Source organism: Novosphingobium sp. (assembly GCF_049240505.1).
Lineage (GTDB): Bacteria > Pseudomonadota > Alphaproteobacteria > Sphingomonadales > Sphingomonadaceae > Novosphingobium.
The window spans coordinates 1-13820 of sequence record NZ_JBMLSM010000192.1 but is presented as its reverse complement, the minus strand read 5'-3'; the positions used below and the strand labels follow the sequence as shown (position 1 = coordinate 13820).

The following is a 13820-nucleotide window of genomic DNA, read 5'->3' as shown; positions in this document are numbered from 1 at the left end:
AAGGGCCTGACCGGCGGCATCGAATTCCTGTTCAAGAAGAACAAGGTGACCTGGCTGAAAGGCTATGCCTCGTTCGAAGACGCGCACACCGTTACGGTTGCGGGCCAGAAGGTTACCGCCAAGAACGTAGTGATCGCCACCGGTTCCAGCGTCACCCCACTGCCCGGCGTGACCGTGGACAACGATGCTGGCGTCATCGTCGACAGCACCGGCGCGCTTTCACTGAAGAAGGTGCCGGATCATCTGGTGGTGATCGGCGGCGGCGTGATCGGGCTTGAACTCGGTTCGGTCTGGCGTCGTCTGGGTGCCAAGGTGACCGTCGTGGAATTCCTCGACCAGTTGCTGCCCGGCATGGACGGCGACGTGCGCAAGGAAGCCGCCAAGATCTTCAAGAAGCAGGGCATGGAGCTGAAGCTCGGCACCAAGGTTACCGGCGTTACCGTGGATGGCGGAAAAGCCACGCTGACGGTTGAACCGGCCAAGGGCGGCGATGCTGCCACGCTGGAAGCCGATTGCGTGCTTGTGGCCATTGGCCGCCGCCCGAATGTCGATGGCCTCGGCCTTGACAAGATCGGGCTGGAACTGAACGCGCGCGGCCAGATCGAAACCGATCATGACTTTGCCACCAAGATCGACGGTGTATGGGCGATTGGTGACGTGATCCCCGGCCCGATGCTGGCACACAAGGCCGAGGACGAAGGCATCGCGGTGGCCGAAAACATTGCCGGGCTGACCGGCATCGTGAACCACGACGTGATCCCCGGCGTGGTTTATACCATGCCGGAATTCGCAGGCGTGGGCCTGACCGAAGAAGCCGCCAAGGAACGTGGTGACATCAAGGTCGGCAAGTTCCCGATGTTGGCCAACAGCCGGGCCAAGACCAACCACGAACCGGACGGCTTCGTGAAGGTGATCTCCGATGCCAAGACCGACCGCGTGCTGGGCGTGTGGTGCATCGCGTCAGTGGCGGGCACGATGATCGCGCAGGCCGCGCAGGCGATGGAATTTGGCGCGACGAGCGAAGACATCGCCTATACCTGCCACGCGCACCCGACCCATTCGGAAGCGCTGAAGGAAGCCGCGATGGCGGTGACGGGCAAGCCGATCCATATGTGATCGCCCGGCATCGACCGATTGAATAGGGCCGTCCGTGAGGGCGGCCCTTTTCTTTTTTGCCGCGAACCACGGGGCCGTTGCGGCGTGACATCCTTGGCCGACGCTGCTAGCGGCCAAGCTAAATTAAGAAAGCAGATGACTATCATGGCAGGATACAAAGAACCCGGTCTCGGCGACCGTCGCAACGCTTCGGCCGAAGCGCGCGCCAAGGCGATCGAGGCGCTGAAAGCCAAGGCGAAGGCTCCAGTCGATCCAGCAATTCTGGCAGAGCGTATTGCCAAAGCCGAAGCCAAGGAAAAGGCGGAAGCCGAAAAGCGCGCGGCCATCAAGCAGCGTCGCGAAGAGGAAAAGGCCGAAAAGGCGCGCATTGCCGCCGAGAAGGCAAACGTTCCCCCGCCGCCCAGCCAGGCCGAACTCGACGCGCAGCGCAAGGCTTTACGCGATGCACGTTATGCCGCCCGCAAGGCGCGGAAGAAGTAGGTTTTGACCGACGCAACGCTGGCACGGCAACCCGCACACACCGCTCCTGCCGCTCCTCCCCCGATGTGGGAGCTGGAAGATGGCGACGAACTGATCGACACTGCGCGCGTGCCCAATGGTGCGCGGCTGCGGCTGGTGCGCAATGGCGAGGATTTCGTCATTCTGCTGGACCGCAACGAGTTGATGAGCACCGATGTCTTTGCATCGGAAGTAGCGCTGGCCGTGATGACCTGTGAGCGTCTGGGTGCCCGTGCCGCGCCGCAAATGCTGATCGGCGGCTACGGCCTTGGCTTTACCCTGCGTGCGGCTCTGGCCGAACTGGATGGTAGCGCAAGCGTCACCGTGGCGGAAATCGTGCCCGAAATCGTCGCATGGGCGCGGGGCGCGATGCAGCAGATTACCGCCGGATGTCTCGACGATCCGCGCGTGCAGCTTGTCCACGATGATGTGGCCATGCTGATCGATGCCGCGTGTGGCGGCTATGACGCTATCCTGCTGGACGTGGACAACGGCCCCGAAGGCCTGACACGCCGCGTGAACGACTGGCTCTATTCCGAAAGCGGGCTGCAAGCGGCGTCGCGCGCGCTGCGCCCCGGTGGCATTCTGGCCGTATGGTCGGCGTTCAGGGATGAAACCTTTGTCGAACTGCTGGAGAAGACCGGCTTTGCAGTAGAAGTCGTGAATGTTGATGCGGGCGAAGCGCCGAAGCCGGGCAGGTCACCGCTGGAACATGTGATCTTCTTCGCCACGAAAGCCTGACACCTGCGCACCTTTCGTTTGTGCCCCGCCCCGCGCGGCGGTAACCGCAGGGTTTGAATCGAAGGAGTGCCACAATGGCCATCAAGCTGAACCTGACCGAAGACGAAGTTGAAATCCTGATCGACGCTCTGGAAGCCGACATGGAAGGCTATGTCGAAGCGACCAAGGAAGCGCGCGGCAACAACAACCGTGAAGATGTGAAGACCTTCACCGAAGCGGCAGAACGCATTCAGGCGCTCAAGACGAAGCTGGAAGCGCTGATCGACGCATAACCGCGCCGATGCGCCTGACCCGCCGCCTTGTTGTTGGCGCTCTGGCTGCGGGCGGCTTGCTGCCCGGCCGGATCGCGGCACAGCGGCGGGACATGACGCTGGACGAATGGCTGGCCGTGCCCATGTCGTCCCTCTCGCTCACCTCGATCCGCCGAGCGGTCGGCACGCCGGGGATGGCCGTGTTCTGGCAGACCGGCGCAGCGCCGCCAGCGTTCCTTGCCGATGGGTTGCGCGCTGTCGGCCACGTTGAGCCAGTGACCCCGCGTGACAAGTGGCACATCGGTTCGATCACCAAATCGTTTACCGCCACCCTGTTCGCCCGCGCGGTTGAAGCAGGCGCAATCGGATGGGATACGACGCTGGGCAGCGCCCTGCCCCAGGTGCCGCGCCGCTATCGGGCATTGACCGCGATCGATCTGCTCAGCCATCATTCGGGTCTTCCCAAGGATATCCCGCTGGATGCGCTGTTTGCCATGCCGCAACGCGAGGCCGACCCCCGCCAGAGCCGCCGCCGCTTTGCCGAGCTTGCACTGGCAATGAAGCCTGAAGCAAAGCCGCGCAGCCGCATGATCTATTCCAACGCTGGCTATGTTCTGGCTGCGCGGATGCTGGAGGAAGCAAGCGGTCTTCCGTGGGAAGCACTGCTGCGGCGCGAAGTGCTTGAACCGCTGGGTCTTTCCAGCGTCGGGTTCGGTCCACCCGGATCAGCGGACAGTTTCGACCAGCCTTGGGGGCATGATCAGGGGAAGCCTGTATTCGCTGACAATCCCGCTGCGATGGCTCCTGCAGGCGGCCTGCATATGAGTGTCGGCGATCTGGCCACATGGCTGCGAGTGCACCGCGACCGCACTGCCCTGCTTCGCCCTGAAAGCTGGAAAATGCTGCACACGCCGAAATTCGGCAGCGACATGGCGCTGGGCTGGTTTGCTGCCCCCGGCGGCAGCCTGTGGCACAATGGATCGAACACACGCTGGTATGCCGAAGTGCAGATTGATCGGCAAAGCGGCGTGATCATGGGCCATTGCGGCAATGATATGGCACTGTTCTACCGCCAGCGCGCCCTGTTGCCAGCCCTGCGGGCGGCCGCATCGGAAGACAGATAAAGGTGCTGGACAGTTAAGCTATATCTGACAGTATATAGATCATGAAGACTCTTCGAATTGTCGCCCTGGCTACGCTTTGCCACCTCGCCACGCCTGCCCAAGCCCAATCCACGCCCGAATGCCCGCCGCCAGCAGCAGATGCGCTGTGGCCGCAAGGTGCGCCTCGCTCTGTCGACGCCACGCTCACGCTGGGCACACCTGCCCAACTGGCTTTGCAGGCTGACGGTCAAGGCAAATACAGCGGCAGCGCCGCGATCAGCGTGACTCAACCGGGCACTTATGAAGTCGCGCTGGGCAACCCCGCATGGATCGACGTAGCAAAGGATGGTGTGGTTCTTACCTCCATCAACCACGGGCACGGTCCGGCCTGTTCCGGTATTCGCAAGATCGTGGGCTTTGCGCTCCAGCCCGGCACGTATGAAGTCCGCCTTTCACGCAGTGACCGCGATGCCGTGCAGGTGATGGTCAGCCTCTCGCGCTAGCGCAAACCGATGCAAGGCGATAAGCCTTGGCAGATGCCTCTGACCGTCCCTACTGCCGATATCGCCCCACTGATCGGCCTGCTCGACCTTGCCGGCATCGCCGTATTTGCGCTCTCCGGCGCGCTCCTTGCCGCGCAACTGCGGCAGACCTTCGTGACGATGGCGTTCTTCGCGCTGGTTACGGGCGTGGGTGGCGGATCGGTGCGCGATCTGCTGATCGGCGCGCCCGTGTTCTGGGTGCGCGATCCCTGGGTGGCACCGGTATGCCTTGGTATTGCGCTGGTGGCGTGGTTCACCCCGCACCGCTGGTGGGACAAGCCGGTGCTCGAATGGGCTGACGCGGTGGGCCTTGGTGCTTACGCGGTATTGGGCACGGCCAAGGCGCTGGCATTCGGGGTGCCGCCCGTTCCAGCGGTGCTAATGGGCGTCATAACCGGCTGCGTGGGCGGCATCATCCGCGATGTGCTGGCAGGCAGGCCGTCAATCCTGATGCGGCCCGAACTCTATGTGACGGCGGGCGCGCTATCCTCTGTGCTTTGCGCAGGGGGAGCAGCGCTGGGGTTGCCAAATGCGGTGGTGTGGCCCGTGGCGGCGGTGGCGGGGTTTGGGCTGCGCGGTGCCGCGATTTACTGGCGCCTGGGACTGCCGGTTTATACATCCGGGCTGCGCGAGGCCGACTGAGGCCCCCGCCTGCGCGGGGGCGCAGGTAGCTTCGTCTATCCGATCATTTCGACCACGACCTTGCCCATTGCCTGCCGGTTTTCCAGCAGGGCAATCGCCTCGCGCCCTTCATCCAGCGAGAAGCGTTGCGACACGCGCGGATTGATTTTTCCAGCTTTCAGCAGCGCAAACAGTTCCTCGACCTCAGCCTTGAAAGCGGCAGGTTCGCGCGCTGTCCATGCGCCCCAGAACACACCGCAAACGTCGCAGGACTTCAGCAGTGTCAGGTTGAGCGGCAGCTTGGCGATACCCGCCGGGAAGCCGACGACAAGGAAGCGGCCTTCCCACGCGATGGCACGCAGGGCGGGTTCTGAATAGTCGCCGCCAACGATGTCATAGACGATATCGGCACCGTTCGGGCCGCAGGCGGCCTTGAACTGTTCGGCCAGGGCTTTGGACTGCGCCTTGTCGAAAGGCGAGCGGCCATAGATCACCACATCGTCGGCCCCCGCCTCGCGCGCGACAGCCGCCTTTTCCTCGCTGGACACCGCGGCCACCACGCGCGCACCGAAAGCCTTGGCCAGTTCCACCGCCGAAAGACCGACGCCGCCCGCAGCGCCCAGCACGAGAACGGTTTCACCCGCCTTGATGTGGCCGCGATCCTTCAAGCCGTGGATTGTGGTGCCGTAGGTCATCAGCAGTGATGCACCGGTGGCGAAATCGACGTCATCGGGCAGTGGGAAGAGCCGCGCGACCGGTGCCACCACCTTTTCAGCAAGGCCGCCGTTGCCGATCATGGCAATCACGCGGTCGCCCACGCTCCATCCGCTGACGCCTTCGCCCAGTGTCTCGATCGTTCCGGCCAGTTCGCTGCCGGGGGCGTAGGGCCGCTCCGGCTTGAACTGATAGAGATCGCGGATCATCAGCGTGTCGGGGAAATTGATCGAACATGCGTGAACGCGCACGACGACTTCGCCTCTGCCCGGCACCGGATCAGGCAGGTCGTCCATGACCAGCGTTTCCGGTCCACCTGCCGCGTGCGTGCGCAGAGCTTTCATTCACCTGTCTCCCAAAGCCAGTGCGGAATCGGTCCGCTTGAGCGACAGGGAAGCAAGTTTTCAGAGGCTTGGGAAGCCCCTTTAAGTGAACGATTAAGCCGCCGCTACGGCATCCGTACCCTTGGCAAGGAACGACAGGCCATCGCGCATCTTTGCCTCGTGCGCCGAAATGGCATCGCCCCGCGCCATCGTCAGGCCCACTTCATCAAGGCCATTGGTCAGGCAGTGCTTGCGGAACGGATCGATTTCAAACTGGAAGCGATCCTGAAACGGCGTGGTCACGCTCTGCGCTTCGAGATCGATGGAGACCGGATCGGTCTGTGCCACTTCCATCAGCCGGTCGATCGCTTCCTGCGGCAGAACCACGGTTAGGATGCCGTTCTTGAAAGCATTGCCCGAAAAGATATCCGAGAACGATGGCGCGATGACGGCCTTGATGCCGAGATCGCCCAGTGCCCATGCTGCGTGTTCGCGGCTGGAACCGCAGCCGAAGTTGTCACCCGCGATAAGGATCGGCGAACCGGAAAATTCGGCGCTGTCGAAAATGTTGTTCGGATCTTCGCGCAGGGCTTCGAACGCACCACGGCCCAAACCCTGGCGCGTGATGGTCTTGAGCCACTTGGCAGGAATGATCACGTCGGTATCGACGTTCTTGCGGCCGAACGGGATCGCCCGTCCTTCGATCTGCTTCACCGGTTCCATGCACGCGCTATAGCTTGCACGAATACCGATGCAATGGCCTGCGCAACATTGTTTCGCGATTCCCGCCTGTCGGGAACTGCAATGAACCCGGCATCAATCCGTTTCGGGAGTTTCGGCAGGCGGCACCTTCGGCTCGGTCTTCTCGGCGCGTTCCTTGCGGCGCGAGGCATAGAGCAGGGCCGCAGCCAGCGCTGCCGAGCCGATTGCCGCGCCCGCCATTGCTGCCTTGCCAGTCCAGTCCGTCTTCTTGGTCACGCTTGGAAACTCCTTGAATTGCAGGGCCAAGATTGGCCGCGTGTCACACAAATGCAAGGATCAGCGCAGGAATTTCCGCAGGTTCGTCCATTGCGCCAGTTTATCGTCAAAGCTCAACGCTGCGTGTGCGGGACTACTGGATGGAAGGCGCAGCAACGCAAAGCCCCCTGCCCCGGCCAATTGCCGCGCACCGATGCTGGCCGATTTTGCACCGTTGAAGGCAACGCAGCACAAGGCGGGAAGCGTAGCCACCAGGCTGGCAAGCGGGTTGACCTCAACGTCCCGGATCGCGGTATCGAGGCTGCCGGGACGGGTGGCGGACCCGATCGAGTCCCACAGGCCGATATGATGATCGCGCAGGACGGCAAGCCGGGCTTCGTAGTCCATCGTCACCAGTTCCACCCCAATCGCTGCGCCGACCAGTCGCCAGAACTGGTTGCGGGGGTGGGCGTAGTATTGCGCGGCGGCAAGGCTTGCCTCACCAGGCAGACTGCCAAGAATCAGGACGCGCGTGCCCCAGTCCACCAAGGGCGCGAATGAGGACTTGCGCTCCATATTCAATCCTCCGAACCGTTCGTCATTGCGAGCGGCAACGCCGTGAAGCAACCCAGTGCGGCACAGCAACTCTGGATTGCTTCGCTACGCTCGCAATGACGAGTGAAGGAGAATCACGCCGGCGCTGGTTTTGCGTCAACCTTCGCGCCTTCATCCTTGGCGGGCGTGCCGCAAGTCATGCAGAAGCGGAAAAATGCCATCTTGCGCGTGCTGCAGGCGTGGCAATGATCAAACAGCGTCATGCCGCAGTGGACGCAAAAGTTTGCTTCGGCATCGCCGGTCGTGGAAATCGGCCTGTCACAACCGGGACAGACCTTGGCGGACATCTTCTTGAACGCCTCGTCATGGCTCACACGCGCGCGGCGGTCCTGCTCGGCCTGTGCCTCGGCCTCCTGCCGCTGAGCCAGATAGGCCCGCATGTTCTTGACGAGGAAATGCCCCGCCGCAAACGTGAGCGCGATGCCCACGATATAGCGGATGTAGCCGCCATAGCTGGGCAGATAGGGCACCAGTTCCACAAAGAACACGAAGACCGCCGCCAGCACGAAGCCACGCATCAGCGGCCAGTGATCGCTCTTGCGCTTCTTCATCACCATCCATGCGGCCACGGCCAGCATGGGCAGGGTGATAGCCAAGCGCAGACCGAAAACGCGCAGCTCCTGCCAGAACATCGCGCGTTCCTGCGCGGGGATCGCGGCATCGATCAGCTTGTTTTCCTGCGTGCGCAGCGCATTTTCCCGCTGGTCTAGCGGGGCGCGCTGGTTCTCCAGTTCAGCAATGGCCTGCTGGATCGCGCGCTCGTTGCCCTTCAATTGCTCCAGTTCGCGCGTGCGGCTGATGACTTCAGGGTCTTGTTGCGGATTGGTTGTGGCGGTGCGGGCAGCGATCCACGCTCGGAACGTCTCTTCGGCATTGCCCGACAAACGCTGCGCCTGTTCCAGTTGCAGCCGCTGAATGCCCAGCTTGTCATCGATGGCGGTGCGCTGCACTTCGATCTTGCGCACCTGCTCGCGGATCGTGCGAACTTCGGGCGTATCCTCGGGTGCGGCGGTGTAGACCTGACTTTCCACCATCGGCAGATCGCCGATCACCAGATTGCCAAGGCCGATAACGAACCCGGCAAAGACGATGGAAACCAGCCACAGCACGCCGCGATAGAGCCGCTCCGGCACACGCACGCCCTTGATTACGTCCATTGCTGATCCCTCCTCTTTGCAGGCGAGGCTATGCGTTCGCCACTGAGTTGTAAATCAGACACAGCTCGCCCTGCCCCCCAGCCCCGCTCACCCTGAGCTTGTCGAAGGGTGCTGACGCAACTGTGGTGCGAGATGCTTCGACAGGCTCAGCATGAGCGGGTTTAAGATTTGATTTGATTTGATTTGATTTGATTTGGTTTGCTTTTACTTCTTACCGCTGCACCAGCGGGCTTACCCGGTCGCGCCCGGCTTCCCATTCCTGCCACTTCTCGCCAAGGCCGGGATGATCGATCGCCCCTTCGCGCATGGCGGCGGCGGCTTGCGCGGCGGGAAGTGGCGGCAGTGGGCCGCCATCACCCATCACCAGTTCATCGCCCAGCAGACGGAAGCCCTGCGCAGCGGGGCGGAAGGCCTGCACCACGGTCAGCACATTGCCGCCGTTCTGCACGACATCGATCACCAGAGCATCGACATCGCCCGCAGGCGTGCCGACTTTCACCTGCCGCGCTATGGCGCAATCAGGCCATTGGGCGGCGCCGCCCGTGATGAAGGCCCGCGCCTTGTCGTCCTGCTCCTTGGGCGTTGCACCATCGAAGCTCTGCAACTGGCGGCTACCATCGCCGCGCATACACAGCGATTGCGGCTGATAGGTTCCGCCCGGCGGCAGGTCCGACGCTGACCAGAAGGCATGGGCCATCAGAAACCCCGCCAACTGGAGCGCAGCGGTGGGCAGACCCGCCATCTTATCCGATCAGCTTGCGCACGTCGGTCAACCGCCCGGTCACCGCTGCTGCTGCCGCCATCGCCGGGCTGACCAGATGCGTGCGCGCACCCGGCCCTTGGCGACCGACGAAGTTGCGGTTCGAAGTGGAAGCGCAGCGTTCGCCCGAAGGAACCTTGTCCGGGTTCATGCCAAGGCACGCCGAACAGCCCGGCTCGCGCCATTCGAAACCGGCCTCGGTGAAGATCTTGTCCAGCCCTTCGTCCTCGGCCATCTTCTTCACAAGGCCTGAACCGGGAACGACGATGGCCCACTTCACGTTGTCGGCTTTTTTGCGGCCCATCAGCACAGCAGCGGCAGCGCGCATGTCTTCGATGCGGCTGTTGGTGCACGAACCGATGAAGATGTTCTGCACCTCCACGTCTTCCATGCGCTGTCCCGGTGTGAGGCCCATGTAGGCGAGGCTGGCCTTGGCGGCTTCCTGCTTCGAAGGATCGGCGAACGATTCCGGCGCGGGAACGAGGCCACTGATCGGCAGAACGTCTTCCGGGCTGGTGCCCCAGGTAACCGAAGGCGCAATGTCCTTGGCATCGATCACCACAACCTTGTCGTAAGACGCGCCCGGATCGGTGACGAGGCTGGTCCACCATGCCACGGCCTTGTCCCAATCCGCACCCTTGGGCGCATAAGGGCGGCCCTGAAGGTAAGCGAAGGTCTTTTCATCCGGCGCGCACAGCCCAGCCCGCGCGCCATGTTCGATCGCCATGTTCGAGATGGTCAGACGGCCCTCGATCGAAAGATCGCGGATCACCTGCCCGGTATATTCGATGACCGATCCGGTGCCTCCCGCCGCGCCCAGCACGCCGGTGATGTGCAGAACCACATCCTTGGCCGTCACGCCCGGCAGCAGCGTGCCTTCGACGCGCACTTCCATGCTCTTCGACTGCTTCAACAGCAGCGTCTGCGTGGCGAGAACGTGTTCCACCTCGCTGGTGCCGATGCCGAAGGCCAGCGCGCCCAGCCCGCCGTGACAGGCGGTGTGGCTGTCGCCGCACACGATGGTTGCACCCGGCAGCGAAAAGCCCTGCTCTGGCCCGACAACATGAACGATGCCCTGCTCCGCATCGGCATCACCGATATAGCGGATGCCGAACGCGGGCGCATTGCGCTCCAGCGCTTCGAGTTGCTGCGCCGACTCAGGATCGGCGATCGGCACACGCGCGCCATCGGCGGTGCGGCGTGCGGTGGTAGGCAGGTTGTGATCGGGCACGGCCAGCGTCAGATCGGGGCGGCGCACCTTGCGACCGGCGGCGCGCAGCGCCTCGAACGCCTGCGGGCTGGTCACTTCATGAACCAGATGCCGGTCGATATAGATGAGGCACGTGCCATCATCGCGCTGTTCGACAACGTGGGCGTCCCAGATCTTCTGGTAGAGCGTGCGAGGTGCTGCGGTGTTCGACATGGCTCACGCGGTTAGGCCCGCCCTCCCCGCAATTCAAGCAGGAAAGGGCGGGCCTGAGGTGTTGCCAGCGTAATTTTGTTACGCATGGCCGTCATTATCTGCCAGTCGGATCAATAGCGACGGCCATCGCGGTCACGCTTTTCCGAATGGAGGCGCGAGTTGACAGCGGCAACGCGGCGCTCCAGCGTGCGATGCTCGGTCACGGTCAGACCACGGTTGGCATAGCGCGTGTAGGTCTGCTGAATGTCGCGAACGTCGCGGCGCAGGCCCAGCGCTTCCTGATGAGAAATCACGCGGTTGGCGCGGGCGCGGTCAATCCGGGCGTCGAGCGAATAGATGTCGCGGCGAATATCGGCGTTGCGTGCCGGCGTCAGATACGATGCCTCGGCTCGGTTGCCGCCGGGATAGCGATCATTGTCGCGGTTGCCGACGTGGGCCGATGCCGTGCCTGCGAAGCCGGCGGCGAGCATGGTCGAAAGAGCGGCGGCGATAATGGTCTTGCGCATTGGATTGCTCCTCATTTCCTGCCAGTGAATTGGCGTTGTCTGTGAAGCCAAATTGCCGCCGCCCGCCTGAACGCCAGAAAAACAACCCGTCGCGCCTTTCGGGCAAAGTGTAAGAATGTGTCGCGGAGCCGATTTGCGCGGTGTATGGAGCGCCCATGCAGACGCTTGTTGCCATCCTCATCATCGCAGGCACCGTGCTGGTCATGGAATTTGTGGCATGGTCGAGCCACAAATACGTGATGCACGGCTTCGGCTGGGGCTGGCACCGCGATCACCACGAACCGCACGATGGCTTCTTCGAAAAGAACGACCTCTATGCGTTGGTCGGCGCGGCGATCTCCATCAGCTTCTTCATCATCGGCAGCCCGCTGATCATGGGTGCGGACGCATGGTGGCCCGCCACCTTCATCGGCCTTGGCGTGATGGCATACGGCGCGATCTACACGCTGGTCCACGATGGCCTCGTCCACCAACGCTGGTTCCGCTGGGTACCCAAACGCGGCTACGCCAAGCGACTGGTGCAGGCCCACAAGCTGCACCACGCGACAATCGGCAAGGAAGGCGGGGTAAGCTTCGGCTTCATCATCGCGCGCGATCCGGCGGTGCTGAAGCGCGAGTTGCGAGAGCAGCGGGAGCGGGGGATCGCGGTGTTGCGGGAGGCGGTGGAAGGTTAGTCTGCTTCAGAGATTTGCGCAGTTTCTTCGTCTTTCGATCGTTTTTTCCAGAAACGGAGACGCATACCGAAACGATGCAACATCCAGCGCAACGCAAGGATGAGCAGCACAACAGGAAGCAAAGCCGCGACTGCATAGACGATAGCTGCAATGGAAACGCCAATTGTTGTCTTAGTTGACCGTAGCGCCGTCAGGATTGGCCGCCCGAACCCAAGCTGAGAGTCACCAAAGTAAGGCTGATACTCAATTTTGACGGCACTGTAGCGGATTCGGCCACGATATTGCTGCAATTTGGAACGCGCTTCATCGACTTCCTCATTCACGTCAGCAATGGCCTTTTCAGCCGCAATCAACTCCTCAACCCCGCCCCGATTGTTCTTCAAAATTTCGGTCAGCTTGTCGCGCAACACAAGGCGTGATTGAAGCCGCGCTTCGGTATCGATGATACTGTCCGAAAGGTCTTCTCCGTCACGAATGGACGATACCAATTCCCCGCCAAGTTCCGTGGCAGGCTTTGATAGTGCCTTCTCAAACGCCCCTGCCTCGGTCGCAGCAACGTGAAGTTCGACTTCACCGTATGCATCAATTTCATCGCTGCTGGCTTGCGAAGTCCGCATCACACGGCATTTCGGCGCCATCCGCTCACAAATTGCGGTATGAGCCCGCTGCAATTGCGCAACCTTCTCGCCACTGATTTGAAATCCAAAGCCATATGAATAAGCGATCTGGGGTTCGGAAGCGGTGGACGCTGGCTGAACGTTTACCGACGCTTCTGCTGGCTTTTCTTCGCTCAGGTTTACTGCCATCATTCGTGCTTGATGTGCCTCTCCGCCGAACAAGTCTGGTGTTCCCGGTTGCAATGCTTCCTGAAAACCGAATTTGTTCTGAGGCGCATCTCCATCATCTTGCGATGGTTCGATCTGCGCAATCACTTCTTCTGCGGCAGACTCAGCGGGCTTTTGACTACAAGCGGTCAGCAGTGCCAAAACGAACAGAGTAGAGATACGTTTGTCCATTGTTGGCCCTTGTCGCAGATATTGCAATGAGGACCGCCGCATTGTCGCCCCATCCCCTTTATCTGTTTAAACCCGTAAGCAACGCTGAAAGCAATCGTGTAAATCAAGCCAAACTGATCTCGTTCAGCACCCCTTCCCCAGCTTGCGGAAGCGTAGCGCTTCGAACATCAAGATATCCTGATTGTGCGCAGCGCCGTTCCGAAGCGAGCGCATGTATCCGATCATGTCCATGATGCGTGGGACTGCGGTTTTGCGGGGGGCGGTGGCGTGATTTCTCCCCGTCAGAACCGTTCAAACTCCGCCAGTTCATACCGCTCGCCAAGCGCGGGCACCAGCGACAGCAGCGGCAGGCAATCGTCAGCGGTGACCCAGAAATCGGTTTTGTGCGGCATCGTCTCGCTCCATCGGATGGTGTAGCGGCGGGCGTCGAACCGGCCTGCCGCCACCTCGATGCACTCCTCGGCCACAAAGGCCACCAGCGGTTGCAGCAGTTGCACGTCCAGCCCTTCGTCCCCAAGATGGGCCAGCGAATTTGCCGCGATCATCACCGGACGCTCTACGCCGGGTTCGTCCGTGCCCCGCGCGGCTGCAATGACGCTGTCCCCCGTCAGCGGATGCGTGCCCAGAAACTGGATCGGTCGTGGCGCGGTGGCAACGCGCGAAATCCGCCCGTGATCTTTGGTCACGCCCTCGCACTCAACGCGCTCTCCATCGACAAGATACCAGCAGGTGGCAATCGTGGCGCCGTTTGTCAATGGACACCCAGTTTTACGAGCTAAGGCGACACCCAGTGTTACGAGGTG

18 protein-coding genes are annotated in these 13820 nt (G+C 62.0%); 8 read left to right on the top strand and 10 right to left on the bottom strand.

Going from position 1 to position 13820, the window contains the following annotated elements; all coding sequences use genetic code 11:
- The 7 genes from lpdA to ACOVQ0_RS15500 all read left to right on the top strand — a co-directional run.
- A partial coding sequence (gene lpdA / locus ACOVQ0_RS15530; RefSeq protein ID WP_421886375.1) for a dihydrolipoyl dehydrogenase occupies positions 1-1116 on the top strand: 1116 nt, incomplete at its 5' end.
- Positions 1117-1260: 144 nt separating this feature from the next.
- Complete coding sequence (locus ACOVQ0_RS15525; protein WP_421886373.1) at positions 1261-1596, top strand: DUF6481 family protein; 336 nt, start codon at positions 1261-1263, stop codon at positions 1594-1596.
- 63 nt (positions 1597-1659) lie between these two features.
- On the top strand, positions 1660-2355 hold the full coding sequence (locus ACOVQ0_RS15520) for a spermidine synthase (protein WP_421886377.1): 696 nt from the start codon (positions 1660-1662) through the stop codon (positions 2353-2355).
- Between the two features lie 74 nt (positions 2356-2429).
- Positions 2430-2627, top strand: a complete 198-nt coding sequence (locus ACOVQ0_RS15515) for a hypothetical protein (protein ID WP_421886370.1) — start codon at positions 2430-2432, stop codon at positions 2625-2627.
- 8 nt (positions 2628-2635) lie between these two features.
- Complete coding sequence (locus ACOVQ0_RS15510) at positions 2636-3730, top strand: serine hydrolase domain-containing protein (RefSeq protein WP_421886367.1); 1095 nt, start codon at positions 2636-2638, stop codon at positions 3728-3730.
- Between the two features lie 41 nt (positions 3731-3771).
- Positions 3772-4212, top strand: coding sequence for a hypothetical protein (locus ACOVQ0_RS15505; protein WP_421886365.1), 441 nt, complete (start codon positions 3772-3774; stop codon positions 4210-4212).
- 33 nt (positions 4213-4245) lie between these two features.
- Positions 4246-4893: a trimeric intracellular cation channel family protein gene (locus ACOVQ0_RS15500; RefSeq protein ID WP_421886363.1), complete on the top strand. Its 648-nt coding sequence runs from the start codon at positions 4246-4248 to the stop codon at positions 4891-4893.
- Positions 4894-4928: 35 nt separating this feature from the next.
- Here ACOVQ0_RS15500 and ACOVQ0_RS15495 read toward each other — a convergent pair whose 3' ends face one another.
- The 8 genes from ACOVQ0_RS15495 to ACOVQ0_RS15460 form a co-directional block, all read right to left on the bottom strand.
- Entirely contained in the window at positions 4929-5930 is a 1002-nt protein-coding gene (locus tag ACOVQ0_RS15495) for an NADPH:quinone oxidoreductase family protein (RefSeq protein ID WP_421886360.1), read from the bottom strand.
- Between the two features lie 93 nt (positions 5931-6023).
- Positions 6024-6632, bottom strand: a complete 609-nt coding sequence (leuD, locus tag ACOVQ0_RS15490) for a 3-isopropylmalate dehydratase small subunit (protein WP_421886357.1) — start codon at positions 6630-6632, stop codon at positions 6024-6026.
- Positions 6633-6725: 93 nt separating this feature from the next.
- Positions 6726-6887 (bottom strand): LPXTG cell wall anchor domain-containing protein, encoded by a 162-nt coding sequence (locus ACOVQ0_RS15485; protein ID WP_206066139.1) that lies wholly within the window; start codon positions 6885-6887, stop codon positions 6726-6728.
- A gap of 60 nt (positions 6888-6947) precedes the next feature.
- Complete coding sequence (locus ACOVQ0_RS15480) at positions 6948-7442, bottom strand: DNA-deoxyinosine glycosylase (protein ID WP_421886354.1); 495 nt, start codon at positions 7440-7442, stop codon at positions 6948-6950.
- Positions 7443-7555: 113 nt separating this feature from the next.
- A complete protein-coding gene (locus tag ACOVQ0_RS15475; RefSeq protein ID WP_421886352.1) occupies positions 7556-8638 on the bottom strand; it encodes a zinc ribbon domain-containing protein in 1083 nt (360 codons plus the stop codon).
- A 211-nt stretch (positions 8639-8849) separates the two neighbouring features.
- Positions 8850-9380 (bottom strand): hypothetical protein, encoded by a 531-nt coding sequence (locus ACOVQ0_RS15470; protein WP_206066114.1) that lies wholly within the window; start codon positions 9378-9380, stop codon positions 8850-8852.
- A gap of 1 nt (position 9381) precedes the next feature.
- The gene (gene leuC, locus ACOVQ0_RS15465; protein WP_421886349.1) at positions 9382-10821 is read right to left on the bottom strand and encodes a 3-isopropylmalate dehydratase large subunit; all 1440 of its coding nucleotides are present in this window, start codon (positions 10819-10821) and stop codon (positions 9382-9384) included.
- 110 nt (positions 10822-10931) lie between these two features.
- Positions 10932-11327: a hypothetical protein gene (locus ACOVQ0_RS15460; protein WP_421886346.1), complete on the bottom strand. Its 396-nt coding sequence runs from the start codon at positions 11325-11327 to the stop codon at positions 10932-10934.
- Between the two features lie 155 nt (positions 11328-11482).
- Here ACOVQ0_RS15460 and ACOVQ0_RS15455 point away from each other — a divergent pair, with 155 nt between their 5' ends.
- Positions 11483-12001, top strand: a complete 519-nt coding sequence (locus ACOVQ0_RS15455; RefSeq protein ID WP_421886343.1) for a sterol desaturase family protein — start codon at positions 11483-11485, stop codon at positions 11999-12001.
- Here the strand turns inward: ACOVQ0_RS15455 and ACOVQ0_RS15450 are convergent.
- Complete coding sequence (locus tag ACOVQ0_RS15450; RefSeq protein ID WP_421886340.1) at positions 11998-13017, bottom strand: DUF4349 domain-containing protein; 1020 nt, start codon at positions 13015-13017, stop codon at positions 11998-12000. The genes ACOVQ0_RS15455 and ACOVQ0_RS15450 overlap by 4 nt on opposite strands.
- A gap of 281 nt (positions 13018-13298) precedes the next feature.
- Entirely contained in the window at positions 13299-13772 is a 474-nt protein-coding gene (locus ACOVQ0_RS15445) for a hypothetical protein (RefSeq protein ID WP_421886338.1), read from the bottom strand.
- Positions 13773-13820: the final 48 nt, after the last annotated feature.